Origin of the sequence: Paracoccus amoyensis, from assembly GCF_014490725.1 — a bacterium.
GTDB classification, from domain to species: domain Bacteria; phylum Pseudomonadota; class Alphaproteobacteria; order Rhodobacterales; family Rhodobacteraceae; genus Paracoccus; species Paracoccus amoyensis.
Genome location: NZ_JACOQL010000003.1, coordinates 14,334 through 40,942, shown reverse-complemented (window position 1 = coordinate 40,942; position 26,609 = coordinate 14,334). Strand labels below are relative to the sequence as shown.

The following is a 26,609-nucleotide window of genomic DNA, read 5'->3' as shown; positions in this document are numbered from 1 at the left end:
TCATACCGGCGCCCTTCCTGTGGCAGCCCGTCGCGCCGATGACCTGACTGGGCAAGGAATTCCGTGCAGGCAAAGCCATCGACCTGGACAGAACCTGACAGCACCCGCCGTCAAGGCCGGTTCAGCCGACACGATTGCCCTGAACCCATACACCTCTCACCGCGCCTGTCCCGCCGATCCGGGTCACGCGGATCACGTCAGCCCGGGCGCCGATAGCCAACTGCCCGCGGTCGGGCAAGCTTGCAGCATCGGCAGGTGCTGCGGTGACAGTGGCGATGCCGCGTGCGGTGTCACCCCAGAGATCGCCCAGCATCAGCGCCGCAGACAGAAGCGACGAGGGCACATAATCGGACGATACGATGTCCAGAAGACCAGCTTCGGCCAGTTCGTGGGCTGCGACATTGCCGGAATGACTCCCCCCGCGGATCAGGTTCGGCGCGCCCATCATGACCTTGATTCCCTGGTCATGGCAGGCCCGCGCTGCGTCGACTGTCGTCGGGAATTCCGCGAAGTGGACGCCATGTTCCGCCGATTGTGTGACATGCTCGACCTCGGTGTCGTCATGGCTGGCCAGAACTGCGCCATAGCGACGGGCGGCCGCGACGGCGGCAGTTTCATGTGCCGCGCCGAGACGGGTGCGAAGCGCCTTTTGATCCTCGACATGGGTCAGCCAATCTGCTTCAGACAGGCCATATTTGCCGACATAATATTCCTTCAGTTTGCTGATGTCGCGAAACTGACGCGCGCCGGGCGTGTGATCCATCAGGCTGACGATTCCGATCCGGTCTTTGGGACCGAACTTGTCCAATTCGGTGATCAACGTCTCGGAGCAGACTTCTGCGCGCAAATGCAGGAAATGGCTGATCCGCAGCGCCCCTTCGGCACGAAGACCAAGGATTTCATCCGCCAGCGACCGGGCGTATTCGCCATAATTGATGCTGGTGTTCGAAACGACCGAGCCGACGCGCAGCGCATCAAATACCGTTGTAATGCCCACGCTGGCCAATTCGGCATCATGGGCGATGATGGCTGCGACATGCGGCCAGCCCACCTTGGGGCGCGGTTGAATGTGGCGTTCAAGGTTGTCTGTGTGCAACTCGATCAAGCCGGGCATCACCAGATCACCCGCGCAGTCGATCGCGCCTTTGGGGACTGCGGTTCCCTCGGCCAGGTCGACGATCTTGCCATCATCAAGCCGCACCTGTCCGTGCAAGGTTTCGCCCGGCAACACCAGAGTGGCATTGGCGAGAATGGTTTCGTTGCTCATCCGTTCATCTTTCCGCTTGAAGCTTCGGCAGTCTTGACGTTCCTTGCGACCGTTCCGTCACACCTTTGTAACAAACCCCGGTTAATTCGCGCCGCATGATCAAAATAAATCGATACGCTGTCTATTTCGCGCCGCGCCCCGGTCCGTTCGCCGACCGCGCGGCCGCATGGCTTGGCTGGGATGCCGCCGCCGGTCGTGCTGTCGCTCAACCCGATCTTCCGGGTCTGCCCGTGCCGCCGGCCGGCTTGACGGTCGATCCGCGCCGCTATGGTTTTCATGGCACGATCCGAGCCCCGTTCCGACCGAAAACGACCTTGGGTCAGGACGAGATTGCGGGGTGCCTGTCCGACCTTGCCGCAGGGCTGCCCGCGGTCATCTGCGATGGCCTGGCGCTGGAAAATCTGACTGGTTTCCTTGCGCTGACGCCCCGTGGCGATACCGCTGCGCTGCTGGAGCTTGCTGCGCGTGTGGTCGAAGGCACGAACGATCTGCGCGCCCCCTTGACCGAGGCAGAGATCGCCCGCCGTCGCCCCGAAACCCTGACGGTGCGGCAAAAGGGTTACCTGACCCGGTGGGGCTATCCCTTCGTGATGGACGAGCTCCGCTTTCACTTGACGCTGACCGACAGGTTGCCTGCCGATCAGGTCACGACGGTTGCGGCGGTGCTGGACCGCCATTTCACGCCTGTCTTGCCGCGTCCCTTCGCGATCCAGGATCTGTGCCTTTTCGGTGAGGATGAGACGGGCAAGTTTCATCTGTTGCATCGCTATGCCCTGACCGGCTGAAGCGCCGCCAGCAGGCGTGTCACGCCCACGGAGATCGTGCTGTCATTTATGACCACAGTCGCGGAGATACTGTCAGGCAGGGCGTAATCCGCCCGCGTCAATCGGGCGCGAATGTCGCGCTGATCTTCGCGACCGCGCTGCGCCAGTCGTTCGGCCAAGACCGCCTGCGGCGCTGTCACCAGAATGACCTGCAGATCGGGAAACGCAATCAACGCCGCCGCAAGCGCAGCGCGGCTGCCATTAAAGACCACGTCCCCCGGACCAGACAGGAGATCTGCGGGAATGCCATAGCGCAGCCCATGCGCCTGCCAATGCAGGGCAAAGTGTCCCGCCGCCAGACGCGCCTGAAATTCGCTTTCCGTCACACCTTCGAAATCTTCGCCCCCGGCCTCGGTCGGTCGGGTGATGACACGACGGATCAGCCGCAGATCGGGCCGACGCTTCATGGCGCCGGCGATCAACGTATCCTTTCCTGCCCCTGACGGACCCACGATGGCAAAGATCATGCAGCGACCCTTGGCGTGAAGCCGGTTACATCAACCAACCGATCGCAGACCCTTTCCCGTGCGGGTTCGTCGTGAAAGATGCCCAGGATGGCCGCGCCGCGTGCTTTGGCCTCTTCGATCAGGGTCAGCACGACCTCGCGATTGGCGGCATCAAGACTGGCGGTTGGTTCGTCCAGCAGCAGCGCTGGATAGGCGTGGGCAAAACCGCGTGCGATATTCACCCGCTGCTGTTCTCCGCCTGAAAACGTGGTGGGCGACAGGGGCCACAGCCGTTGCGGGATGTTCAGGCGGGTCAGTAGGTCGGCTGCACGGTCGCGGGCCTGATCGCGCGCTGCGCCAAGCACCAGCAAGGGTTCGGCCACCACATCCAACGTGGACACGCGGGGCACCACGCGCAGAAACTGGCTGACATAGCCCAGGGTTTCGCGCCGCAGTTGGATGATCGCACGGGGCGAGGCGGTGGCAACATCGACATCGCCCACGCGAAGGCTGCCCCCGGCGGACAGATAATTGCCATAGACCATGCGCATCAGCGTCGATTTGCCCGCGCCCGATTGCCCGGTCAGGCCCACGCATTCGCCCGACGCCACGGTCAGGAATGCCTCTGCCATGACCGGGATCACCGCGCCGCCCTGATTGTGCATGGTGAAGTACTTTGACAGATTTTCGATCTGGATCATGGAATTACACCTGCAAGACAGAAGAAACGAGAAGCTGGGTATAGGCGTGCTGCGGATCGTCCAGCACCTGATCGGTCAGGCCCTGTTCAACCACGCGGCCCGACTTCATAACCATCAACCGATGCGCCAGTAACCGGACGACCGCCAGATCATGGGTCACGATGATCACCGACAACCCAAGGTCGCGCACCAGTCCGCGCAGCAGGTCCAGCAGTCGTGCCTGCACGCTGACATCCAGCCCCCCGGTCGGTTCATCCATGAAGACCAGTCGCGGCGAGGTGACAAGGTTGCGCGCGATCTGCAAGCGCTGCTGCATCCCGCCCGAAAATGCACTTGGCCGGTCGTCGATCCGGTCGCTGGCGATCTCGACCCGGCCCAGCCAATCGGTCGCGGTCTCACGGATCTGGCCATAATGACGCCCGCCAATGGCCATCAGCCGCTCGCCCACATTGCCGCCCGCGCTGACGCCCATCCGCAGCCAATCGCGCGGATTCTGGTGGACATAGGCCCAATCGGTGCGCGACAGGCGCCGGCGCTCTGTCTCGGCCATGGCCAGCACGTCGCGGTCCTCATATCGGACACGCCCCAGATCGGGTGTCTGGTGGCCCGCAAGGCAGGACAGCAGCGTCGATTTCCCCGATCCGCTTTCACCAACGATGCCCAACACCTCTCCCGGCCACAGATCGAAGGATACATCCGCACAACCGATCCGGGCACCATAGCGTTTCGTCAGGCCGTCCACCTGCAACAGTGGGGTGTTCAGCGCCGAGATATTTTCCATGACCGTCATTCTGCTGCCTCCGGCTGGGATGCCCAAAGACGTCCCTGATGGCCTGCTTCGCGCCGCCCCGCACAGAAGTCGGTGTCGGAACAGACAAACATCCGCGTGCCCTGATCGTCGGTGATCACCTCGTCCAGATAGCTGTGCCCAGCCCCGCACAGATCGCAGTCATGCGCGGCCTTTGATGCCTCGAACGGGTGGTCGTCAAAATCAAGGCTGACCACTTCGGTCCAGGGTGGCAGGGCATAGATGCGCTGTTCGCGGCCGGCGCCAAACAATTGGATCGCCGGGCAACCCGACAGTTTCGGGTTGTCGAATTTCGGGATCGGTGAGGGGTCCATGACATAGCGCCCCTCGACCCTGACCGGATAGGCATAGCTGGTGGCGATTTGCCCGTGGCGGGCGATATCTTCATACAGCTTCACATGCATCAGGCCGTATTCCTCAAGCTCGTGCATCTTGCGCGTCTCGGATTCGCGCGGCTCAAGAAAGCGTAGCGGTTCAGGGATCGGCACCTGATAGACAAGGATCTGATCGGGCGTCAGCGGCGTCTCGGGGATGCGGTGGCGGGTCTGAATCACGGTCGCCTCATCGGTGCGTTCGGTTGTGGCAACACCTGCTGTGCGGGCAAAGAATTTGCGGATCGAGACTGCGTTTGTCGTGTCATCCGCGCCCTGATCGATCACTTTCAGCCGGTCCTCGGGCACCAGACAGGCGGCAGTGACCTGCACGCCGCCGGTTCCCCAGCCATAGGGCATCGGCATCTCGCGGCTGGCGAAGGGCACCTGATAGCCCGGCACCGCGATGCCTTTCAGGATTGCGCGGCGGATCATCCGCTTGGTCTGTTCATCCAGATAGGCGAAATTGTAAGACTGATCCGTCATTCTGCGGCCTCCTGTTGGGATTGCGCTTCGCTGCGCAGACGGCGCACCAACTCTAACTCGGCCTGAAAATCCACATAATGCGGCAGCTTGATATGTTCGAGGAAACCGGTCGCCTGAATATTGTCGCAATGGGACAGGACAAATTCCTCATCCTGTGCCGGAGAGCCGGTGAAATCCTCGCCCAATTCGTTCCAGCGGAGTGCCCGGTCCACCAGGCTCATCGCGATGGATTTGCGTTCGCTTTGGCCAAAGACCAGCCCATACCCTCGGGTGAATTGTGGCGGTTCGGTCCGACTGCCCTTGAATTGGTTCACCGTCTCGCATTCGGTCAGGTTGATTTCACCGATTTCGACGGCAAAGCCCAGTTCGGGAATGTCGACTGTGACGGCGACCTTGCCGATGCGCAACTCGCCGACGAAGGCGTGTGTGCGGCCATAGCCCCGCTGCGTCGAATAGGCCATCGACAGAATGAAACCTTCGTCGCCACGGGTGATCGCCTGCAGGCGCAGCGCCCGGTCGGCAGGCAGTTCCAGCGGCTCGCGCGTTAGATCGGGGGGGGGGTCGTCCGAATGGGGCGCTTCCTCGATCAAACCGTCGCGGTTCAGGAACTGGGTCACATGCGGCACAGGGATTGCGGGTTCAGGCGTTCCTTGCTCTGGCCCGGTGTCACACCCTTCGGCTTCGGCCATCAGGGTGAAATCCAGCAATCGATGGGTATAGTCAAAGGTCGGCCCCAGAACTTGCCCGCCCGGCAAGTCCTTGAACGTGGCCGAGATGCGCCGGTCCACGACCATATCCGCCGTTTCAACCGGGCGCGACGCCGCAAAGCGTGGCAGCGTCGTGCGATAGGCGCGGATCAGAAACACCGCCTCGATCAGGTCGCCCTGCGCCTGCTTGATCGCCAGCGCGGCAAGATCGGGATCATAAAGCGAGCCTTCCGCCATCACCCGGTTGACCGCCAGTTTCATCTGTTCGCGAATTTGCGCGACGGACAGTTCGGGAACGGCAGGATCGCCCCGGCGTTCCTGCGCCAGCCAGTCATGGGCGTTGTCGATGGCGCGCTCGCCACCCTTTACGGCGACATACATCAGATCACCTCCACGCGGGTGGATCGGGGCAGGCAGGCGATTTGGTTGCCAGCGGTGAAGATCGTGTCAAAGCCCAGCGGGAACAGCGCCCGATTGGCATGGAATGCCTGCACTTCGGGCAGGTTAAGATGGGTCCGCAGCTGAATGCCGGGACCGGTAAGGGCGGGACCATCATCGCTCAACACGTCCCTTTCGACGATCAGCGTGGCCGAGCGGTCGGGATAGTCCGGCTGACCGATGCGAAAGCGATTAACCGGCTGCAGATCCGCCCAATGTCCAAGGGCAAAATCGGCATCCGGGGCATCGAACAATGGCGCACCAATGTGGAATGCTATCCAATCCTTCACCGCCTGCGCGCCGCACCGGCCCGCCAGATGCAGGGGCGTGGTGGCATCGCACAATGTCAGCAGAGTCACACCGGCGGCGACAGACAAGGGGGCAGGGGGCAGGGCGCCTTCGACGCGGCGGATGGTGCCGGGGCGGGCCATGGCCTCCAGTATTTCCCGGAAGGCGCGGGCGGATTGGACCGGGGCATCGGTGAAGCCACCAGAAAGCATATCGGCGATCATTTGTCTTCTCCGCGAACCATGGTGAAGAAATCGACCTTTGTGGTCGCGGCTTTCGCGGCGCGGGTGGAACGGGCCTGCGCCGCTTCGGCTTGCAATGGCGCCAGAACGCGGGTTGCAACCTCAGCCGCTGCCGGCGTCTGCATCAATGCATCGGCAAGGGCCGCGCGGCGGGCATGGGTCTTGTCGCGCCCCTGAACCCACGCATGACCGACCGTGCCACACTCCAACCTGACCGAGCAGCGCGTCACTGTCATTTCACCCAGATTGAACGGTGCGCCCGTGCCACCGGTTCGGCCCTGCACCATCACCGCACCGATCTCGGGTGCGCGCAGCAGGGCATGTTCGGGCAGGTCGGGCATCAGCGCGGCCAGTTTTTGCGGCGGGGCTTTGGCCAGCAGGGACATCCATCCCTTTCGCGGCTCTTGCAGGTCATCCATTTTGGCATCCTCGACATCTTGGCAGGTTGTCGGATATATTATACAACTAGACAACACTTACCTTTTTGGCCCCGGCTGGCCTAGGGGAGAGTTGTGAAATTTTCATGACGAGGGATCAGATGCCGCGCGATACGATCTGGACGACCATTGCGAGCAAGCTTCGCGACGACATTGCCCAGCGGGCCTATGCCCCCGGCGATCGCCTGCCGACCGAGGCCGAGCTTTCTGCCCGCTTCGGCGTCAATCGCCATACGGTGCGGCGTGCGCTGGCCGATCTGGCTGACGCGGGGCTGGTGCAGTCACGGCGCGGTGCGGGCGTCTTCGTGATGGCCCGGCCCATGGACTATCCTCTGGGCCGCCGCGTACGCTTTCATCAGAATCTGGCCGAGAGTGGCCGCACGCCGGGGCGCAAGATCACACGGGCCGAAACCTGCCCCGCCAATGATGCCGCGACCGAAGGTTTGGGGTTGCCTGCTGGCGTGCCCGTCCATGTGATCGAGGGGGTATCGTTTGCGGATGATCAGCCAATGGCGGCGTTCCGATCGGTCTTTCCGGCGGGCCGATTTCCCGAATTGCTGGTAGCGCTTCAGACCGAAACCTCGGTCACTGCGGCGTTGGCTGCCTGTGGGTTGACCGATTACACCCGACGCGACACCCGCCTGACGGCCAAACTGGCCGATCCGGTGCTGGCGCTGGCGTTGCAGATCAGACCGGGCGCGCCGGTGCTACGTTCAGTCGCAGTCAACGTGGATGCGGAGGGGATACCGGTTGAATACGGCACCACCTGGTTCGCAGGGGACAGGGTCTCACTGACTGTGGCGGCCGATCAGGCCTGATAGGCTTCGGCCGTCAGCGTCCGGAAATCCTGCAGCGCCGCGGCCGTCGAAACGCGATTTTAATCACGTGGCGGGACAGCCCGCGATGATCAGATGGGCGGCACGTCCTTGGTCGCGACCGCGCCCGCCGCTCTGCATCCGGCCGTCATGGCTGAGCAATACAGCAAATGATGCTGGGCGGCGTGCCTTGGGCTGGCGCGTCGATCGTCTGCACATTCATCACTTTTCACCCTTGATCAGCTTGCGCCGCAGCCAACCCGACAGGCTGTCCATCAGCATGACCATCAGCACGATCAGCACCATGTAATAGGCGACCTCTTCCCAATCCTTCTGTGTCATGATCGCTTGCGCAGCAGCAGCCCGATGCCACCGCCGACGATGGCCCCGATCACCGTTGCGCTGCGAGTGTTGGATTCCAGGTAATAAAGAACCTGGCTCAACAAGATGGGCGTGATTTGCGGGATGACGCCAAAACGGGCGCGCTGCAACCCGTTGGCCCCGGTCGAGCGGATGCCCTCGACCTGCTTTTCGTCGATGTTTTCCAGCGCCTCCGAGAAGGTCTTGCCAAATGTCCCGGCATCGGTGATGGCAATCGCAATCGCCCCGGTCATTGGCCCCGGCCCGAATGCGCGGGACAGAATGATCGTCCAGATCAAGCCGTCGACGCCGCGAATGAAATCGAACAGGCGACGGGCGGCAAAGCGCAAAGGGCCAAGCGGATCGAAGTTGCGGGCGGCCAGAAAGCCCAAAGGCAGCGCGACGATGGCAGCCGTCATCGTGCCCAGAAACGCCATCAGGATCGTCTCGAAAATGGCCCATGCGACATCGCCGTGGCGCCACATCTTGTTCGTCCAGAACTCGTTGACCATGTAGCCCAGATTGCTGCGGGCCGGATCGATCCGATCGCCGCTGATTGCAAGCGACCCAAGCTGGATCATGGATTTGCCATAGAAAGGGCTGTCGAGGGTGAAGAACCAAAGTTCCCAACCCGGCTGGTATTTGAAAGTCTCGACTTTCGACCGTGAATAGCTGAAGCGACCTGCCTCGGTCGTGACGCTGACCTTGTTTGGCGCGACGCTGATCCAGTCGGGGATGGGTTCGGGCGCGGTCAGCACAGGTTTGCCGTCCTTGGGGCGAATGTCGATGATGCCATAACCCGGCACGGTATAGCGTGCGCCCGCGTCGTCATAGGTGACGATGTGGCCCTGCCCAAGGTCGATGGTCGTCACCCCGCCTGTGCTGTCCATCCAGTCCGGCAGCATCCCGTCGGGATAGGTGCCCTTTGTCTCTCCCTCGATGGCGACGGTGACCTGACCCGAGCGGTTGTCCCGTGTCACATGGGTCTTATGCGACCAGAAATCTGACAGCAGCACTGCCGCATTGTCAAAGCGGGCGCGTTGCACAAGGGACGAGATGTCAAAACTGATCGCGGCATAGACCAGATAGCCAAGGATCAGCATCGGAATGGCGAAGGCCAATCGGCGCTTGCGGTCAAAGCTGTGGATGATGCCATCGGCAAGGCCGGGGGGATATGTGTTTGCGGACATCTGTCAGATTCCCTTGACCAGTTTGTGACGAAAGCGGTCAGACACTCCGTCGATCACGACGATGGCAAGAAACAGCAGCAGGAAGATTGCCACGACCTGATCGTAACGGCCCTGACCCCATTGCATTGCCAGTTTCAGGTCATGGCCGATGCCACCTTCGCCCACAAAGCCAAGAATGGCCGAGGCCCGGACGTTGATTTCAAGCCGCAGCAGCGCATAGCTGATCCAGTTGGGGGCCACCTGTGGGATCACCCCAAGCCACATCCGTTGCGACCAGCTGGCGCCGACCGCAGTCAGCCCTTCGACCGGCTTCAGATCGGCATTCTCTGCCACTTCCGAAAACAGCTTGCCAAGCGATCCTGCGGTATGGATCGCAATGGCAATGACTGCCGGAACGGGGCCACCGCCAAGGATGTAGATCAGCACCAATGCGATGACGATTTCAGGAATGGCGCGAAGCGCGTCCATGGTGCGGCGAAACAACGGGATCAGCGCCTGCCAACGGGCCAGTCCACGCGTGGCCAGCAGCGACAACGCCATGGCGGCCAATGTGCCCAGCAGGGTTGAGACCGCGGCGATGTTAAGTGTTTCGATCAGGGCAGGGACGTGGTCCAGAAACAGACCCGGCAGATTGGCCCGTTTGGCCCATGCTTCTGCCAGGACTTCGGCGGGAAAGTCGATGACCTGTGGCAGACCGTTCCAGAAACCACCCGCATTGCGGGCGTCCGCCAACAGCCAGCCAGAGCTGAGCAGCGCCACGAACAGAACCAGAAGGATGCCGCCATACATGCGTTTGCGGCGCACCATCTCTAGATAGGTTTCGTGATCGTTGAGCCGATCCCGGCGTTTGCCCTGTTCTGACCCGAAAGCGACGTCGGCCATCCTGTTCCCCTGCATTAAAAAAGCCGGGTTCCCAAACAGGAACCCGGCAAGGCATTGCGAAAGCTTAGACGCCTTCTTCCAATTTGCGTGCAGCGATGATGCCCAGATAATCTTCGTGCTTCACGGGTACGAAGTCTTTGGCTTCACCGGCAGCCAGATTATAGCCGCACTCGGGATCGGTTTCGAAGATCGTGTCCACCAGCGCGTAGATTTTATCCTTCACATCCTGCGGCAGTTCGCGACGGACGACGACCGGACCTTCGGGGATCAGCTCCGAGCGCCAGATTTCGACCAAATCGCTCATATCGACCAGACCGGCATCGGCAGCCTTGCGAAACGCCCCCGAACCGTAACCATCCTCCCAATTGCCAAGGCCATCGGCCCAGGACACGCCGGCCTCGTAATCGCCATTCGCGACACCGACGATGGTCTGCTCGTGACCGCCCGACATTTTGACTTCGGCGAAATAGTCATCAAGCTTGCCGTATTTTTCGGTCAGTTCGGCAGCCGGCACCAGATAGCCCGAGGTAGAGTTCGGATCGGCAAAGGCAAAGACCTTGCCCTGCGCGTCCTCGATTGCGTTGATACCACTGTCGGCGCGGGCAAAACCGATGGCATAGTAGCCGGTTGTCCCGTCAATGTTCTGCTTGGTCAGCATCACATCAACTGCGTCCGGGTTGGTCAGATAAACCTTGGCATAGGCTGATGCACCCAGCCAGGCATAGTCCAGCGTGCCGCCCAACAGACCCTGCACCACACCGTCATAATCGGCGGGAGTAAAGACTTTGGTCGGAACGCCCAGCGTCTCTTCGACCTTGGACCGGAAGCACTCGGAGGATGTCATCCGGTCTTGTGCGTTCTCTCCGCCAAGGACGCCGATGTTGAAGCCCGTGATCTCTTGCGAGAAAGCGGGCGCGGAAAGTGCGGCTATCATGGCCGTCGCGACCAGCAGCTTGTTCATAGTATCTCCGTAGGTTAGCGGTTTGGGTCAGGACAACATCAGCCGGGCATAGGCGCGGTCGGCTGTTGTATCTTCGGGGATCGAGGTTGAGGTGGCTGACTCGTTGAAGCTGGTGTCGGCGCCATAGATGTCGCGGGCCACTTTGGTAGAAAGCTGTTCGGGCGTGCCATCAAAGACCATGCGCCCGTCACGCATGCCGATGACCCGGTCACAATAGCGGCGTGCGGTGTCCAGCGTGTGCAAGTTGGCAATGACCATGCGCCCGTCTTCCTCGTTGATGCGCTTCAACGTGTCCATCACGATCTGCGCATTCATGGGGTCAAGACTGGCGATCGGTTCATCGGCCAGGATGATTTTGGGGTCCTGCATCAGGGCGCGGGCAATGGCGACGCGCTGTTGCTGGCCGCCGGACAGCGCCTCGGCTCGTTTGGGGGCCTGTTCGGCAATGCCAAGGCGATCAAGGATCTCCAGCGCTTTCAGAATGTCGGCGCGGGGCCACAGATTGAACATCGTCTGAACTGTGGATCGGCGGTTCAGGATGCCGTGCAATACGTTCGACACCACATCCATGCGCGGCACCAGATTGAACTGTTGGAAAATCATGGCGCAAGATGATTGCCACTGTCGCGCCCGTGCGCCGCGCAGTGACAAGATTTCGTGGCCGTCTACCCGGATTTCTCCACGACTTGCATCGGTCAATCGGTTCATCAGCCGCAGAAACGTCGATTTTCCTGCGCCAGAGCGTCCGATGATACCGATGAAAGCGGGCCGATCCACACTGAAGCTGACGTTGTCAACTGCAGCCTTCTGACCAAACATCCGCGTTACGCCCTGAACTTCCAGCATTCATGCCTCCGGTTTCCTGGGGCGGGAAGTAGCGGGTGACTGTGACGCTTTGTGAAAGACCTAGTGAAGCTTCCGTGACAGGCAGCGTGTTGCGGGATTGGTCGGCGCTGGAATCTCAGCTTCGGTCTTGGAAACGCTTGGGTCCAAAAAAGACGCGGCCAGTCACGCAAACCCAAAACCAGTCACGCAAACCCAAAAACAAAGCCTTGGCGTGACTTTCGTTCCCTGTTTGAAACGGGGCTGAAACTCTTAACGATTGAGAGGCTGTCAGAACAAGTGCAGGGACCTGCGCATAAAAAACACGGGCAATCTGCATTGCCCGTGCCAGTGTCCAGCGGGCTGCCGCCCGCGTTTAGATCAGTTGGATGCCGACTGCAGCAGATCGGTGATCCGGCGAACCGATGCGCGCCGGTTCTCGCGGACATCGCCTTCCTGCCTTACCTTCAGGAACTGTTCGCCATAGCCTTGGACGACCATGTTTTCCGGCGGCACGGCAAAATATTCGGTCAGCGCCAGCGCCACGGATTCTGCGCGACGGTCAGACAGCGCAAGGTTTGCCGCATCCGAACCGACAGTGTCAGTATAGCCTTCGATCATGAAGACCTCTTGCGGATTTTTCGTGATGGTATCGCGGATGACATCACCAAGGGTGGCCAATTGCCTGGCCTGATCTGATTTGATCGCGGCCGAACCGGTTTCAAAGGTGATGGCGTCGATATCGACAGGTGCCACCAGTGCGCGGACCTGCGGAATGTCGCGGATCTGCGCCAGCGTAAAGCGACGATCAGCGGCGGATTCAGCCAGCAGTGCGGTGCGCAACTGATCCTCGCTCATCTCACCGGCAGAGATTGCGTTCCGGCGAACCGGTGCAGGCAGCGTGGCAAGGTCAACCGGTTGGGCAACCGTATCGTCGATCAGCTGCATGTTGGTTCCATCGGCCGATACCAGAGTCCGCCGCAGAACGCGCAGGTCGGCATCGCGAATGGTGACGACCTTGCTGCCATCGGCGCGGGTCACAATCGTGCGCGATGAACCGTCATCGAAATTCTCGGTCGTTACGGTTGATCCCGGCTGACGCAGCAGGGCGATTTCATCCTTGATGATCTGCTGGCTGCCATCGGCCCGGGTCACGACCACGCGGTCGGGCGAGCTGAGTTCAACCTGACGGTTGTTGCTGAGCATTGCCCCAACGGCGACGCCGCCCAGACCCAGCAGAAGCGCCTTGCCCAGATTGTTGTCGTCGTCGTCGTCATCCCTGTTCGAGGTAGTTTCCCGTTGTCCCCCCGAACCCGTCAGTGCGTCACGAAGGCTGGTCGCGAAATCTTCGTCCGAGGAACGACTGTTTTCTTCTGTCACCTGCTCTTCGGTGACTTTGCCATCCGTCGCATCATCGTTCAAAGCAGCGGCGGTCGGGGCTTCGGTGGCCTCGGCTGCTTCTTTCGCAGCTTCGGTTTCCTTGGCGTCCTGTTCGGGCGCCTGTTCCGTCGCCTGTTCATCCGAATTTGCTTCGGCCTCAGCGGTGGTGTCAGCTTCTGTCGCAGCGTCGCCGTTGGCTGCCGTGTCAGGTTGCTCGACATCCTCGCCGGACTGTTCAGCCAGGGCTTTTTCCAAGGCTTCCTTGTCGGTCATATCTTCTGCCGGGGCGGCTTCTGTCTCTGATTCTGCTTCGGCTGCAGCAGGCTTTTCCGACGCAGCAGTGTTTGCATCAGCTTCGGTCGTGGCGTCCGGTTGGGTTTCCGCGTCTGTGGCCGCGTCCGCTGCGGCTTCTGGCTCTGCGGGGGCTTCTGGCTCGGCTTCTTCGGCCAGTGCCTTTTCCAGAGCCTCTTTGTCGGTCGCTTCGGCGTCCGGTTCAGCGTTTGAAGCTTCAGCTGCTTCCGGCTCAGCGGGTTCTGCTGTCTGTTCTTCGACAGCCATCGGCGCGGCCTCGGTGGCCGGCTCGGCTTCCGACTGCGCGGGCGCGTCTTGTGCTTCGATCTCAGCTTCTGGTTCGGCTTCGGCGGCAGGTTCGGCGGTTTCTGCTTCTACAGCAGCCTCGGGCTCTGCAGCCGCTTCTTCGGCGGGGGCTTCGGCAGCAGGCTGTTCTTCAGCCGCTTCCGGCTGCTCTGCAGCAGGTTCCGCATCCGCCTCGGCGGCGGCTTCCGGCGCAGGCGCGGGATCGACGGCTTCTTCTGCTTCAGCCTCGGCCGGTGCTTCAGCCTCGGGCGGTGCTTCAGCCTCGGGCGGGGCTTCGGCCTCAGCTTCGGGCAGAGGCAGAGTTTCTGCCGCTTGCTCTTCCGCGCCCGCCTCGGGTGCGGCTGTCTGGGCCATCGTGGCATGTGGCGCCAACAGCGACAGGCAGGCCGCGATTGCGGTCGTGTTGTGGATAATTCGGCGCATCGTTGCTTCTCCAATTTACCATTTCGGCGAACCGATTGGTAAAAGAACCACGTCAGGCAGACACGGTTTCCCAACAAGCGCGTGAACAGCGCGAACCTGCCGAAATAAACAGCTCGGCTATTCCATGACCTGCTGTGGCCAAGGCCGACTGCGTCAAATGCGGTTGGACAGCAAAAATACCGGCACCATACCGATCAGCACGATCATCAGCGCGGCGATTGAAGCATCTTCATAGGTTCCGCGCGCGGCTTCGCCATAAAGATGCGTGGCCAGCGTTTCCACGTTCAGCGGTCGCAGAAGCAATGTGGCAGGCAGTTCTTTGACGCAATCCACAAAGATCAGCAGACCGGCACTGATCATCGACGCCCGCGACAGTGGAATGTGAATGTGCCGGAAAACCCCGGTCGGGCTTTGGCCCAGACTGCGTGCCGCGTGATCCATGGATTGCGGCACGCGGGTCATCCCTGCCTCGATCCCACCGGCCGCTATCGCCAGGAACCGCGCGACATAGGCATAGATCAACGCGGCCCCTGACCCCAGCAGGATAAGCTGCGGCGCGTTTGTCATGAACAGGCCCAGAGCTGCGGTGATCTGGCGGTCGGCAAAGATGATGACCGGCAGCAGGCCGATGGCAAGGATCGTTCCGGGCACGGCATATCCCAAGGTCGAAATACGCACGGCAAAATGCGTTACCTTGCTTGGGCGCAACCGGGTGGCCGCCGCGATCAGCAGCCCCAATCCGACCGCAATCATCGTCGCGATCAAGGCTAGCGTCGCGGTCTGCAATGCCTCGGACCAGATCCGTGTCGGGATACCGTTATAGGAATAACGCCGCCATGCCTGATGGATCAGATAGCTGGCCGGGGCGATGAAGCCGACCAGGACGGGGAGGGTGCATAACATCGTTGCCGTGATCGCCGCGACGCCGCGCAACCTGACGCGCGCCAGCGGCAGATGGCGCCGGGCTGTGCCAGCATATGTCTGCCCCTTGCGCGCCCAGCGTTCAAACAGCACCAACGAGACGACAATCATCAGCATCACGATGGCGATCTGCGCCGCGCCGGGCAGGTCGGTGCGGTTCAGCCAGGTGGAATAGACAGAGACGGTCAGCGTGCGGACGCCCAGAAATTCGGCGGCGCCGATGTCATTCAGCGTTTCCATCAACGCCAGGGCCATGCCAGCCGCAATGGCTGGTCGCGCCAGTGGCAGGACGATCTGCCGAAAAACGCGCATCGGGCCTGCGCCAAGGGTGCGCGATGCCTCTAGCAGATTGGCGGCCTGTGTGGCGAACAGCGCGCGCACCGGCAGATAGACATAGGGATAAAGCACAAAGCCCAGCAGCAGGATGCAGCCAGTCATCGAGCGGATGTCGGGCAGGCGGAAATCACGGGGGCTATCATAGCCCAGCAGATCGCGCAGCAGGGATTGCACCGGGCCAATGGGGTGCAGAATGTCCAGATAGGCATAAGCGATGATATAGGTCGGAACCGCCAGCGGCAGCAGCAGCGCCCAGCCCAGAATGCGCCTGCCCGGAAAGTCGAAACCGGCGATCAACCATGCCGTGACCGTTCCGATACTTGCAACGATCACCCCCACACCAGACAGCAGAATGATCGTCTGGCCAAGGGCGCTGGCCAGCACATTCCGGAAAAGATGTGGCCACAGGCCGGGGCTGCCCTGCAGCGCAAACCCGATCAATGCCAGAACCGGCAGCATCACCAATAAAGCAATCAGGACGGCAATGACCTGCCATCCGCCGCCAGCTTTCGGGAACATGTATGGGTGCCTCTTCAGGGTTATGCCCCCACTTGCGCAGGCAGCGGGGGCATAACAGATCAGTTGTCGAAACCGACTTCCTCGGCCAGTTCGCTTGCGGCCTTGCGTTCACGTGCGATGGCGGTCAGATCGGTCGGATCAACCTGCAATTCGCCGAATTCGCCCACCAGCGGATCAACCGGAATACCGGCTTTGACCGGATATTCATAATTCGCCTCGGCATAGATTTTCTGGGCATCGTCCGACACCAGATATTCCAGCAGTTTGACGGCGTTGTCCTTGTTCGGGGCGTGTTTGGCAACTGCCGCGCCCGAGACGTTGACCTGCGTGCCGCCACCTTCAAAGGTTGGCAGGATCAGCTTGACGGCATTCGCCCATTCTTCCTGCTCGGGTCCGCCCGCGCCGCTGCGCATGACGCCGATATAATAGGTGTTGGCGATACCGATCTCACAAATGCCGCCCATGATGTCGCGGGCAACGTCGCGATCCCCGCCGCCGGCCGTGCGGGCCAGGTTCGCCTTGACGCCCTCGAGCCAGGTTTTCGTCTGATCAACGCCGTGATGGGTGATATAAGAGGCGGTCAGCGCCACGTTATAGGGGTGTTGGCCGGACCGGATGCAGACCTTGCCCTTCCATTCAGGGTTGGCCAGCTCTTCATAGGTGAAGCTGGTCAGGTCCAGATCCTTGGCCGCGTAAAGTGCGCGGGCACGCAGCGACAGGGCAAACCAGTTTCCGTCCTTGTCGCGCAGATTTTCGGGGATAGCGTCGTTCAGCACGGCGGAATCGACAGGCTGCGTCAGCCCGCGATCGACCAGATCGACCAGATTGCCGATGTCTACCGTCATCAGCACGTCGGCGGGCGAAGCGTCGCCCTCTTGCTCGACCCGTTCGGGCAGGCCGTCTTTCAGGAAGATCGTGTTGACCTCGACCCCGGTTTCTTCTGTGAAAGCTTCCAACAGGGGTTCGACCAGTTTCGGCTCTCGGGTGGTGTAAAGATTCAGCTCATCCGCCAGCGCGGCACCGGTAACACCTTGCAGCATGATCGTTGCTGCAACCGTCGCCAAAAGATCGTTTCGCATGTCGGTCCTCCTTGTCGTGACGGCCGGGTTATATTATCCCTAGAAAATAAGTAAACAATTATGTTCCGCTCCGCATGGACTGATCGAACCAACGCAGATGGATGATACCGACTTTGACATATTTGCGGGCGATCGCGCCGTTGCGACGGTGCAGCCGATGTTGCGGATCACCAATGTCGCCCGCCGGTTTGCAGCCACGCCAGCGGTTCAGGATGTGTCATTGACGGTTGAACCGGGGCAGGTGACCTGCCTGCTGGGGCCGTCTGGCTGCGGGAAATCCACAACCTTGCGGATGATCGCAGGGATCGAACAGCTGGATCTCGGCACGATCCATATCGACGGCAATCTGGTCGCGGATCACAAGAATAGCCTGCCACCGGAAAAGCGTTCGGTTGGCATGGTGTTTCAGGATCTGGCGCTTTTTCCGCATATGACGATTGCCGAAAATATCGCTTTCGGCATTCCGAAAGCACGCCGCAAATCTGCGGATATCGGGCAGATGCTGGATCGGGTTGGTCTTGCCGGTTATGGCGATAAATATCCCCACCAACTGTCCGGAGGAGAGCAGCAGCGTGTCGCCCTTGCCCGCGCCCTGGCGACCGGGCCAAAGGTGATGTTGCTGGATGAGCCGTTTTCCAGTCTTGATCAGCGGCTGCGATCCGAGATGCGCGAATTTGCGCTGGACCTGTTGCGAGAGGCTGGCGCCGCCGTCGTGTTGGTCACCCATGACCCGGATGAGGCGATGATGATGGCCGACCGCATCGCGATCATGGAACAGGGCAGGGTGCTGCAAGAGGGGGCGCCGCTTGATCTGTATAACCACCCCGTCAATCTGGCAGTGGCGCAGTTTTTTTCCTATCTGAATCTGTGGTCGGGACGTGTCGATGACGGGTTTGTCGAAACGCCGATTGGTCGCTTGCCGGCAATCGGCTTTGCGGACGGCGCAGCCGTTACTTGCGCAATCCGGCCAGAACATATGCGCCTTGAACCCGTTGACGGCGGGGGTGCCATCGTGCGGGTGTCCCGTGTCCAAAGCCTCGGTCGCGAAAGCGTCGTTGACGTGTCGTCACTGGATGGTGCGCAAAAGTTGCGATGCAATATCGCAGGTCCCGTCGGTTTTCAGGTCGACGAGCGGGTTTCCGTTGGTTATGCCCCTGACTCGGTAATGATTTTCCCCGATCAGGATCAACGATAATCCCTGAAATTCGCTGAATAGGCGATGGCAAAGCGCGTTTGGCGACTGTTGCCCTGATGTGACAATTATAGTTTGACCAAGATTAGTGCAGGACCTGTACATATAGGCGGTTTGCCGCCGACACATTCCCTTGTTATGCTTGTTACAGCAGCTTGACCGCGAATAAGCAGAATCAGGCAAAGCGGTCAAAAATAACTAGAAACTGTGCCGATACTGGCTCGCAGACGACCTTGTGTTGTTGCGAGATCGGGTGAGCCTGTTTTGGCAAGACCGGGGCATTTTGTGCGTGAAACGTTTAACGGGATTCTGGGGGTTATTGGCAGCGTATTGGCTGTCTGAACGGTGGCGGGAAGCTTGGTTGCTGACGGCAATCATCGTCGCGATCACCACCTTGCTGAGCAAGGCAAGTGTCTGGGTTGCGATCGCAAGCGCGGATTTCGTGGCGTCATTGGCAAATTTCCATTCTGTGGACGAAGATGTCGATCCGGGGCGGGTCGTGTTGATGGCGACATCGGTCTATCTGGCGCTGTTTCTTGCCCGAACCTCTGGAATTGCCCTGCGGCATTACCTCTCGACCACGTTGCACAGACGCGCCCGTGGTTGGCTGGTCGGCCAATTCAACAACGCCATTCTGGCGAATGAACGTATCGCCTTTGACCTGATGAGCGACCGGACCGAGGTCAACGGCGCCTCTCGTATGCCCGACGCGATTGATCAGCGGATCGACGAATGTTCCGGGGGACTGTATGGCGGCATCATCGGCCTGACGATGGGGTTGTGGGGGGCTGTCACCTCGATCTATTTCGTGACCGCAGCGCTGCTGGAACGCAGTCAGCCGGTTCCATTCCTTGATCGGTGGGGCGCACGGGCCAATGCTGATCTGGAAGCATGGCTTGGGCCACAGACGGCGTCGCATATCAACCTGATCCCCGGTGATTACGGGGCCGCCATGCTGGCCCTGATCCTTGTCGCCGTTTACGTTCCCACCATCACCTATGTGGCCTGGAAGCTTGGCAAGGTGATCGAGCGTCTTAGCATCGAACGGCAGCGCCGTGACGGCGCCTGGCGCGGAGAGTTGGGGATCATGTTCAACCGCGTCGGCGAGATGGCCGCTGCCCGTGGCGAACGCGCCCAAAACCGTATCAACGGACAGCTTTACACGGCGCTGGACCAGACATGGGGAAAACAGAACTGGCTGAATGCCGGGATGATGCTGTTCACGCGCGTCTATGGTTTTCTGTCATCGCGGTTGCTGGCTTATCTGCCTGCTCTGCCCGCCTATATGGCTGGGAACCTCAGCTTCCGTGATTTTGTTGCCAGCAGTGAGTTGACGGCCGAACTGATCAGCGACGTGTCCTGGTTCATCAATGTCATGCCCGCGATCGCGATGCTAAAGGCGAATGCCGGGCGTCTGACCGAAGTTGCACAGGCGGTGGAACGGGTGAGGGCACGACAGGAATTCTACGCCGAAACGGGCATCAGCCGGTTTGAACGTCAGCAGGAACCAACCGGGCCGTTGCTGGGCCTGAAAAACCTGCACCTGCATCATCGCGGGCACGATACCGAAGCTTTTCTAAAGGTCGCAAAGTTGAACCTGTATCCGGGCGACCGCGTCTATCTGCGTGGCCGCAACGGTTGCGGCAAAAGCAGCCTGCTAAAGGCGGTCGCAGGGCTTTGGCCCTATGGTGAAGGGCAGATTACGACAAGCGACGGCGCCACCATGTTCTTTGCCGGGCAAGAGCCTGACATTCCTGACCGCCTGACGCTGAAGGCGCTGGTGACCTATCCCGACCAGCCCGAGGATCATTCCGATATCGCCGTGGCCGCAGCATTGTCACGGGTGGATCTGGGACTGTTCATCAACTGCATGGATGACGCGCTGTATCAGGGAAAAAACTGGCGGAACGTGTTTTCAGGCGGACAAAAGCAGCGATTGGTATTGGCCCGAATCCTGCTGGCCAAGCCTGATATTCTGTTGCTGGACGAGGCGACCGCCGCCTTGGATGTGGACGCCGTTGTGGATTTCCACCTGATCCTGTCTGAATGCCTGCCTGGCACGGCGGTTCTGGCAGTTCTGCACGGCGAAATCGCGCCCCATGATCCCTATGGTGAGCCGTTCTATTCTGCGGTACTCGATATTCAGGACGGTGTTGGATATCTGCGCCCAAGTGTCCTGACGGAATACGACACCATTCGACACGCTGCGGAATGATCGGCTGACGACAGGGACGATTGCATGCAAGATCAAGATGCTGTCGAACGGTTGCTGACCCGGATGACCCTTGCCGAAAAGATCGGGCAGCTGAACTTGCTGCCTGCTGGCGAAGGATTGGTGACAGGCGCAAAGCAACCCACAAGACTATCCGAGCGATTGGCGACGGGGCAGGTCGGCGCGATATTCGGCACCAAATCGCTGGCCACTGCGCGTGCGATGCAGGAACGCGCAGTGGCGGGTTCGCGACTGGGCATCCCGTTATTCTTTGCCGAGGATGTGATTCACGGCCACCGCACGGTCTTTCCGTTGAATATCGCGATGGCGTGCAGTTGGGATATGGACCTGATCCGCCAGACATCGGCCTTTGCCGCGGCCGAGGCCTCGGCCGAAGGGCTGCATCAGGTCTATGCTCCGATGATCGACGTCAGCCGCGATCCCCGATGGGGGCGCGTGGCCGAAGGGCCGGGCGAAGATCCCTTGCTGGCGTCCCGGATTGCTGTGGCTGCCACGCAAGGGTTTCAGGGTTCGGCAGCAGGGCTGGACGGTCACGTTGCCGCATGCCTGAAGCATTTCGTTGCCTATGGCGCACCGCAAAGCGGTCGGGATTATGACAATGTCAGCCTTGCTTGGGAAGATTTGCTGTCAATTTACCTGCCGCCCTTCGCCGCCGGGGTTCGGGCGGGCGCGGCCAGTGTCATGGTGTCCTTTAACGCGGTCAATAAGTTGCCCATGCATGCCAATGGTCCGTTGATCGAAGGATGGCTGCGCGGTCAGACCGGCTTCGACGGGCTGGTCGTGTCGGATTATACGGGCGTTCAGGAATTGATGGCGCATGGGCTTGGGTCGGCCGCAGTCGTCGTTGCGCGGGCGCTGCATGCCGGTGTCGATATGGATATGGTCGGCGAAGAATATCTGCGTGAATTGCCAGCGCTGGCCAGCGACGGACTGAATGCGCCAGAGGCGGATTTTACGCTTTCCGCTGATCAGGTCGTTGGTCTGATTGATCGCGCCTGCCGCCGGGTGCTGAAATTCAAGCTGCAGCTTGGCCTGCTGGACAATCCGTTTCGCGGGATGGAGGGCATCGGGGCCCCCTCGCGTGGGGCGGGTAGAAAACTGGCCCGACGGGCGGCGGCTCAGTCGGCGGTTCTGTTGAAGAACAATGGTATTCTGCCACTTCCAAAGGACATAAAGGTCGCGTTGATCGGCCCATTTTCCGCAGATCGGGCAAATATGCTGGGAACATGGGCCGTGTCCGGCAGGGCCGAAGATGTCGTTCCGCTGAACGAAGCCATCGTTGAGCTGACCGGTCAGGCGCCCATCGTCGCGTGGGGGGCGAATATCGTCGATGAACCTTGGCTGGAACATCGCCTGAATGTGCACGGCGTCACCGTCATGCGTGATCCCCGAGAGGAAGCGGATGTTCTGGCCGAGGCTGTAGAGGCAGCATTATCCGCGGATGTGATCGTCGCGACTGTCGGAGAGGCCAAGGAACATGCCGGCGAATCCTCATCACGGCTGTCGCCGGATATTCCGGCACCGCAACGCCGGCTGATCAACGCGCTTGCGGGAACGGACAAGCCGCTGGTGGTCGTGGTTTTTGCTGGGCGCCCGCTGGCGTTGGGCAGCATCGCGGCACAGGCGGACGCGCTGCTTTATGCGTGGCACGGTGGGATCGCTGGGCCGGAAGGTGTGGCGGATCTGCTGTTCGGGGTAACCAACCCATCGGGGCGGCTGGCCGCTTCGCTGCCCGCCCATCCGGGTGAGGTTCCACTGTCCTGTGCCAGCGATCCAACCGGGCGACCGTTTCCGGGCAACTTCGCCAAGTTTCGCACCGGTTGGCTTGACATGCCCGATGACGCTCCGCGTTTTCCCTTTGGTTTTGGCCTGGGTTACAGTCAGATGATCTATGACAGGCCAAGCTTGTCAACAGATGCCGCGACTGCCGGGCAAAGGGTGCAGTTGCGCGTCACCATTCGCAATTCCGGCACACATCAGGCGATTGAAACGGTGCAGCTTTACGCCAGCGACCCGGTGGCGCGCGTCACCCGTCCGGGTCGATGGCTGATTGATTTTCAACAGATATCCCTTGATCCGGGCCAGTCGCATGAGGTGTTTTTTGACATTTCGGCAGATCAGTTTGCCTATCCCGTCGCGCCGGTGCTTCATGCGGCCGAATGGGTGCGTGACCCCGGTATCATTCAACTTCATGTCGGGCCGAACAGTCGCGACACGAACACGGTGGAACTGACATGGCTGACATGATCCATGGACTTGATGATGCTGCCCTGCGTGATCGGGTGGCGCAGGCAACGGCGCTGTATTTCCTTGATTGGAGCCATCCTGTCAGCGGGATGGCGCGGGAACGCAGTGGCGGTGCTTTTGGCTATGACGTCGAGGAAACCGTCTGCACCGGCGGAACGGGTTTCGGGATTTTGGCGCAGATCGTCGCCGCAGAACGGGGGTGGCGTCCGCGCCGCGATATTCTTGATCGTGTCTTGCGGATCGTTGGATTTCTGGAAACCGCCGACAGTTTCGACGGTGTCTTTCCACATTTTCTGAATGGAACGACGGGCCGCGTGTTGCCCTTTGCAAAAGGCGACGATGGCGGCGATCTGGTTGAAACCTCGTTCCTGATGACCGGCCTGTTGGGCGCAGCCGCCTATTTCACCGAAGAGCCGTCGCTGGCCGAAAGGATCGAGGTGCTTTTTGGCGCGGTGAACTGGGCCGCGCATTTGCGCGATGATGGCGCGGTGATGTGGCACCGTCATCCTGATCGTCCATGGCTCGCGAATGCGCTGCCGATCCGTGGCTGGAATGAGGCTTTGCCAGTTTTCATTCTGGGCGCAGGATCCCCCACCCATCCGATACCGGCGGCGTCATATCACCAAAGCTGGGCCAACACGCCGACCTTTTTGAATGGGCGGGTTTACGGCGAAACCACCTTGCCCCTTGGCCCCGACTGGGGCGGCCCGTTGTTCATGTCGCAATATCCGTTTCTGGGCGTCGACCCGCGCGGGTTGCGGGATGCCTATGCCGATTATGGCCAATATGTCCGGGCGCATGCCTTGGTGAATCGCCGGCATTGCTTGATGAATCCGGGCGGTTGGGCCGGATATGGGCCAAATTGCTGGGGCCTGACCGCCAGCGACGACCCCGTCGGCTATGTTGCCCATTCCCCGACCGATGACACCGGCACCATCACGCCCACGGCCGCGCTTGGTTCTTTCGCCGTCGCACCAAACGAGGCGATGCCCGTGCTGCGGCATCTGCACGACGATCTGGGTGACCGGATCTGGGGCGAGGCCGGCTTCGTGGATGCGTTCAATGAAACCCAGGATTGGGTTGCCGGCAGCCGTCTGGCGATCGATCAGGCCCCCATCGTGATCGGGCTGGAAAATCACCGAACAGGGCTTCTATGGCGTTTGGTTTCAACGCGACCCGAGGTGCAGCGCGGGTTGCGCGCCCTTGGGTTCAGCGCACCTTACCTGAACCCCATCAGCTAGGGTCAAACCTGAAGCGCGGCAAGGGCGGCTGACAGCATCGACCCGCAAGCCTCGCCGACAGGGCAATGATGTTCACCGGGCAACGCCGCGAAGAAACGCCCGTTCGGGGCGGCGCTGAAATAGGCGCGGGCATCGTTCAGCCGCACCAGGCCGTCCTCTGCCCCCGTCACAACCGCCAATGGCGCGGTGATCCTGCCAATCGCGTCGGTTGCATCCGCGGTTTCCATCTCGGCCAGGAACAGGGGCGCCTCGCGTTCAACTTCGGCCACGGCCAGTGGTCCCATGGCCCGTCGCGCCGATAAAAGAACAAGCCCGGACTTCGGCGGTGACACCGCAAGCACGTGGTGCGGGTCGGATTCCGCTGCCAGATGCGCGATGGCATAGGCCCCGATGCTGTGGCCCGCCAAGCCGCGTTTGTCGCCCGGCCATTGTTTCACCACCCAGTCCCAAACCTCACCGGCTGATCTGGTGTGACCGGCCAATGTCAGTTTGCTGGCTGGACCTGACTCCGGCAACGCTGCCGAATTGGGCAGTTCCGGTGCGACGACCCGCCAGCCACGAAGAAGATAGCTGTTTGCGATTTCGTCGATCTGCGGCTGACCGGGGGCGCCGTTGCGGCCGTGGACCAACAGAACCGTGCCCTGGACCGGGGCGGCCGGTTCCGCAACGATCACCGGAATAGCACCGGATGCGGTCGGCGCCCGAAGGCGCTGTGCGCCAGCAGTCCAGTTTAAGCGCCGCTCGGCCATTGAAACACCTACCTGAATCGCATGAATCCTTGATGAAAGATTGCCCGATCCGTCTGCTCTGTAAACCCGGATTGACCGGTCACGGTGAACGGGCTGGCAGGATGCCTGATCCTGTTCAGGTGTCGCAAACCTATCATAATATCATGGGCCGGATTTTTCAGGACCTGTATCCTGCCCATCATGCAAGCGTGAAGGCATGGCAGTGCACAGCCATCGACAAAGCCGCGCCATTACATCAGCATGGCGTCGTTAACTTATGTGCTGCAGCAATATGTGATGGACCAGATATGACCGACCCTTCTGCGCCGGGCGACCGCGCCGGTGATCGCTACGCCCGAGAGTTGGAACGCCATCTGGACTGGCTCGACAGCTTTACATCGACCGCGCTAGGCGTGCTGGCTTCGGCATCCGGGATTTACACCTATCTTGGCGTCCGATCCCTGTTGGAAAACACCGGCGCATGGACGACCTTTGCCGCGCTGTCCTACTCCATTGCGGTGTCGGTCGGGATTTTCGTGTTTTGGTCCTACATGCTGCGCCTGCTGCCTGCTGTTCGTTCGGCCGTGTCGCGGATCGGCCTGTTGCTGGCAATGGTGCTGGGCTGTGTGGCGATTGTGGCCATGTCCTCTTGGCTGAACGCGGCCGCGCTTGCAGGCGGCGCGGCGGTCGAGACGCATATGGCAACCACGGTGCAGCATTATCAGGCATCGCTGGAACGCGCCCATTCCAACGCGGTGGCCGGACAATCGCTGGTGCGCGATGTGTCACGCGTCCGGCAAAGCTTCAATGACCTGTCTGAGCTTGAGGCAGGAGGCACGCTGTCGGGTTTTTCCGGACGCGGCGCCGTTTTTCGCGTGCTAAGCCAGAAAGGGGCGGAACTGGCCGGGTTGGAACAACAGCTGAATGATGCCGCCGAACCTATCGAAGCCACGTTTGCACAGGGGAACGCCATCCTGTCCGGGATGCGCGGTGTGGCCGTTGGATCGGGCACACTGGAAGATCGCACGGTTGAATTTTCCGAAGACGCCGTTGAACTGGCCGGCCTGATTACCCAATTGCGACAGCTTAATCCTGCGCCTCTGGTCAGCCGGGCCGCGCGCGATCTGTCCGAGGCTGTGGTGCTGCCCGAACTTGATGGCTCGACGGCGGAAATTCAGCAAGGTCAGTCGAACACCATCACGTCGGTTCTGTCGCTGGTCGAACAGCGGGCGGATACGCTTGCCACCGCCGCAGCCGAGGTCGAGGCCCTGCCGCCGCCGGATGAGGCCGTCTACGCCCCCCTGTCGGCGGCCGATGCTGTCATCGTTTATGCAGGGAATTTCGTGCCCGCATGGGCGGGGGCAATTTCGATTGATCTGCTGCCGGCGGTTCTGGTGTTCATCATCATGGTGGTGCAGGCCGCAATCCGGCACGGGCGGGGCATTCGCCACCATGATGATCGCATGACCGTGGGCGAAATGCGCGCAGCACTTGCCGCTGCCGATCTGCTGCGCGAATATGACGATGCGCCCCCGATGCCTGACACACCGCAGCATCGCGGGGCAGGGATGCCGATCAACCGAGGGCAGCCGCCAGAACAGCCGCCTTCTCCGCGTGCGGTTGACTGACGATGCGCTGGTTGTCCTCACCTCAGTCGGCGATTCAGGC

General features: G+C 60.9%; 22 protein-coding genes and 1 pseudogene. 7 read left to right on the top strand and 16 right to left on the bottom strand.

Annotated features, from left to right (window positions below):
• Positions 1-121 precede the first annotated feature (121 nt).
• Complete coding sequence (locus H4P12_RS09265; protein ID WP_187793415.1) at positions 122-1,267, bottom strand: alpha-D-ribose 1-methylphosphonate 5-triphosphate diphosphatase; 1,146 nt, start codon at positions 1,265-1,267, stop codon at positions 122-124.
• Between the two features lie 95 nt (positions 1,268-1,362).
• Between H4P12_RS09265 and H4P12_RS09260 the strand changes: the two genes are divergently transcribed.
• Positions 1,363-2,052 (top strand): DUF1045 domain-containing protein, encoded by a 690-nt coding sequence (locus tag H4P12_RS09260; protein ID WP_187793414.1) that lies wholly within the window; start codon positions 1,363-1,365, stop codon positions 2,050-2,052.
• Here H4P12_RS09260 and phnN read toward each other — a convergent pair.
• From phnN to phnG, 7 genes are read right to left on the bottom strand one after another with little or no spacing between them, the layout of a single operon-like run.
• Positions 2,034-2,558, bottom strand: a complete 525-nt coding sequence (phnN, locus tag H4P12_RS09255) for a phosphonate metabolism protein/1,5-bisphosphokinase (PRPP-forming) PhnN (RefSeq protein WP_187793413.1) — start codon at positions 2,556-2,558, stop codon at positions 2,034-2,036. The two genes, H4P12_RS09260 and phnN, sit on opposite strands and share 19 nt — an antisense overlap.
• Positions 2,555-3,238 carry a phosphonate C-P lyase system protein PhnL gene (gene phnL / locus H4P12_RS09250; RefSeq protein ID WP_187793412.1) on the bottom strand — a complete coding sequence of 228 codons (684 nt, stop codon included), beginning with the start codon at positions 3,236-3,238 and terminating at the stop codon, positions 2,555-2,557. The genes phnN and phnL overlap by 4 nt, the downstream gene beginning before the upstream one ends.
• Positions 3,239-3,242: 4 nt before the next feature.
• Positions 3,243-4,019, bottom strand: coding sequence for a phosphonate C-P lyase system protein PhnK (phnK, locus tag H4P12_RS09245; RefSeq protein ID WP_425498218.1), 777 nt, complete (start codon positions 4,017-4,019; stop codon positions 3,243-3,245).
• Positions 4,020-4,024: 5 nt separating this feature from the next.
• A complete protein-coding gene (locus H4P12_RS09240; RefSeq protein WP_187793410.1) occupies positions 4,025-4,903 on the bottom strand; it encodes an alpha-D-ribose 1-methylphosphonate 5-phosphate C-P-lyase PhnJ in 879 nt (292 codons plus the stop codon).
• Entirely contained in the window at positions 4,900-5,991 is a 1,092-nt protein-coding gene (locus tag H4P12_RS09235; protein WP_187793409.1) for a carbon-phosphorus lyase complex subunit, read from the bottom strand. The genes H4P12_RS09240 and H4P12_RS09235 overlap by 4 nt, the downstream gene beginning before the upstream one ends.
• Positions 5,991-6,560, bottom strand: a complete 570-nt coding sequence (gene phnH / locus H4P12_RS09230) for a phosphonate C-P lyase system protein PhnH (RefSeq protein ID WP_187793408.1) — start codon at positions 6,558-6,560, stop codon at positions 5,991-5,993. The genes H4P12_RS09235 and phnH overlap by 1 nt, the downstream gene beginning before the upstream one ends.
• A complete protein-coding gene (gene phnG, locus H4P12_RS09225) occupies positions 6,557-6,997 on the bottom strand; it encodes a phosphonate C-P lyase system protein PhnG (RefSeq protein ID WP_187793407.1) in 441 nt (146 codons plus the stop codon). The genes phnH and phnG overlap by 4 nt, the downstream gene beginning before the upstream one ends.
• Positions 6,998-7,116: 119 nt before the next feature.
• Between phnG and phnF the strand changes: the two genes are divergently transcribed.
• Positions 7,117-7,833, top strand: a complete 717-nt coding sequence (phnF, locus tag H4P12_RS09220) for a phosphonate metabolism transcriptional regulator PhnF (protein ID WP_187793967.1) — start codon at positions 7,117-7,119, stop codon at positions 7,831-7,833.
• Between the two features lie 219 nt (positions 7,834-8,052).
• On the opposite strand, the pseudogene phnE (H4P12_RS09215) reads toward phnF, so the two are convergent.
• The 7 genes and pseudogenes from phnE (H4P12_RS09215) to H4P12_RS09185 form a co-directional block, all read right to left on the bottom strand.
• Positions 8,053-9,380, bottom strand: a pseudogene (phnE, locus tag H4P12_RS09215) (phosphonate ABC transporter, permease protein PhnE).
• 3 nt (positions 9,381-9,383) lie between these two features.
• Positions 9,384-10,187 (bottom strand): phosphonate ABC transporter, permease protein PhnE, encoded by an 804-nt coding sequence (gene phnE / locus H4P12_RS09210; RefSeq protein WP_246449273.1) that lies wholly within the window; start codon positions 10,185-10,187, stop codon positions 9,384-9,386.
• A gap of 139 nt (positions 10,188-10,326) precedes the next feature.
• The gene (gene phnD / locus H4P12_RS09205; protein WP_187793405.1) at positions 10,327-11,223 is read right to left on the bottom strand and encodes a phosphonate ABC transporter substrate-binding protein; all 897 of its coding nucleotides are present in this window, start codon (positions 11,221-11,223) and stop codon (positions 10,327-10,329) included.
• Between the two features lie 27 nt (positions 11,224-11,250).
• On the bottom strand, positions 11,251-12,069 hold the full coding sequence (gene phnC / locus H4P12_RS09200) for a phosphonate ABC transporter ATP-binding protein (RefSeq protein WP_187793404.1): 819 nt from the start codon (positions 12,067-12,069) through the stop codon (positions 11,251-11,253).
• Between the two features lie 357 nt (positions 12,070-12,426).
• Positions 12,427-14,445, bottom strand: coding sequence for an OmpA family protein (locus tag H4P12_RS09195; RefSeq protein ID WP_187793403.1), 2,019 nt, complete (start codon positions 14,443-14,445; stop codon positions 12,427-12,429).
• A gap of 153 nt (positions 14,446-14,598) precedes the next feature.
• On the bottom strand, positions 14,599-16,221 hold the full coding sequence (locus H4P12_RS09190) for an ABC transporter permease (protein WP_223115781.1): 1,623 nt from the start codon (positions 16,219-16,221) through the stop codon (positions 14,599-14,601).
• Positions 16,222-16,280: 59 nt separating this feature from the next.
• Entirely contained in the window at positions 16,281-17,300 is a 1,020-nt protein-coding gene (locus tag H4P12_RS09185) for a Fe(3+) ABC transporter substrate-binding protein (protein ID WP_187793402.1), read from the bottom strand.
• A gap of 97 nt (positions 17,301-17,397) precedes the next feature.
• Between H4P12_RS09185 and H4P12_RS09180 the strand changes: the two genes are divergently transcribed.
• The 4 genes from H4P12_RS09180 (at position 17,398) to H4P12_RS09165 (ending at position 24,213) form a co-directional block, all read left to right on the top strand.
• Positions 17,398-18,495, top strand: coding sequence for an ABC transporter ATP-binding protein (locus tag H4P12_RS09180; protein WP_187793401.1), 1,098 nt, complete (start codon positions 17,398-17,400; stop codon positions 18,493-18,495).
• Positions 18,496-18,727: 232 nt separating this feature from the next.
• A complete protein-coding gene (locus H4P12_RS09175) occupies positions 18,728-20,707 on the top strand; it encodes an ATP-binding cassette domain-containing protein (protein ID WP_343069799.1) in 1,980 nt (659 codons plus the stop codon).
• 24 nt (positions 20,708-20,731) lie between these two features.
• Positions 20,732-22,972, top strand: coding sequence for a glycoside hydrolase family 3 N-terminal domain-containing protein (locus H4P12_RS09170; protein WP_187793399.1), 2,241 nt, complete (start codon positions 20,732-20,734; stop codon positions 22,970-22,972).
• On the top strand, positions 22,969-24,213 hold the full coding sequence (locus H4P12_RS09165; RefSeq protein ID WP_223115780.1) for a glucoamylase family protein: 1,245 nt from the start codon (positions 22,969-22,971) through the stop codon (positions 24,211-24,213). Before H4P12_RS09170 ends, H4P12_RS09165 begins: the two co-directional genes overlap by 4 nt.
• Before the next feature lie 2 nt (positions 24,214-24,215).
• On the opposite strand, the gene H4P12_RS09160 is transcribed toward H4P12_RS09165, so the two are convergent.
• Positions 24,216-24,962, bottom strand: a complete 747-nt coding sequence (locus tag H4P12_RS09160; protein ID WP_187793397.1) for an alpha/beta hydrolase — start codon at positions 24,960-24,962, stop codon at positions 24,216-24,218.
• A 287-nt stretch (positions 24,963-25,249) separates the two neighbouring features.
• Between H4P12_RS09160 and H4P12_RS09155 the strand changes: the two genes are divergently transcribed.
• Complete coding sequence (locus tag H4P12_RS09155; RefSeq protein WP_187793396.1) at positions 25,250-26,569, top strand: hypothetical protein; 1,320 nt, start codon at positions 25,250-25,252, stop codon at positions 26,567-26,569.
• Positions 26,570-26,609 lie beyond the last annotated feature (40 nt).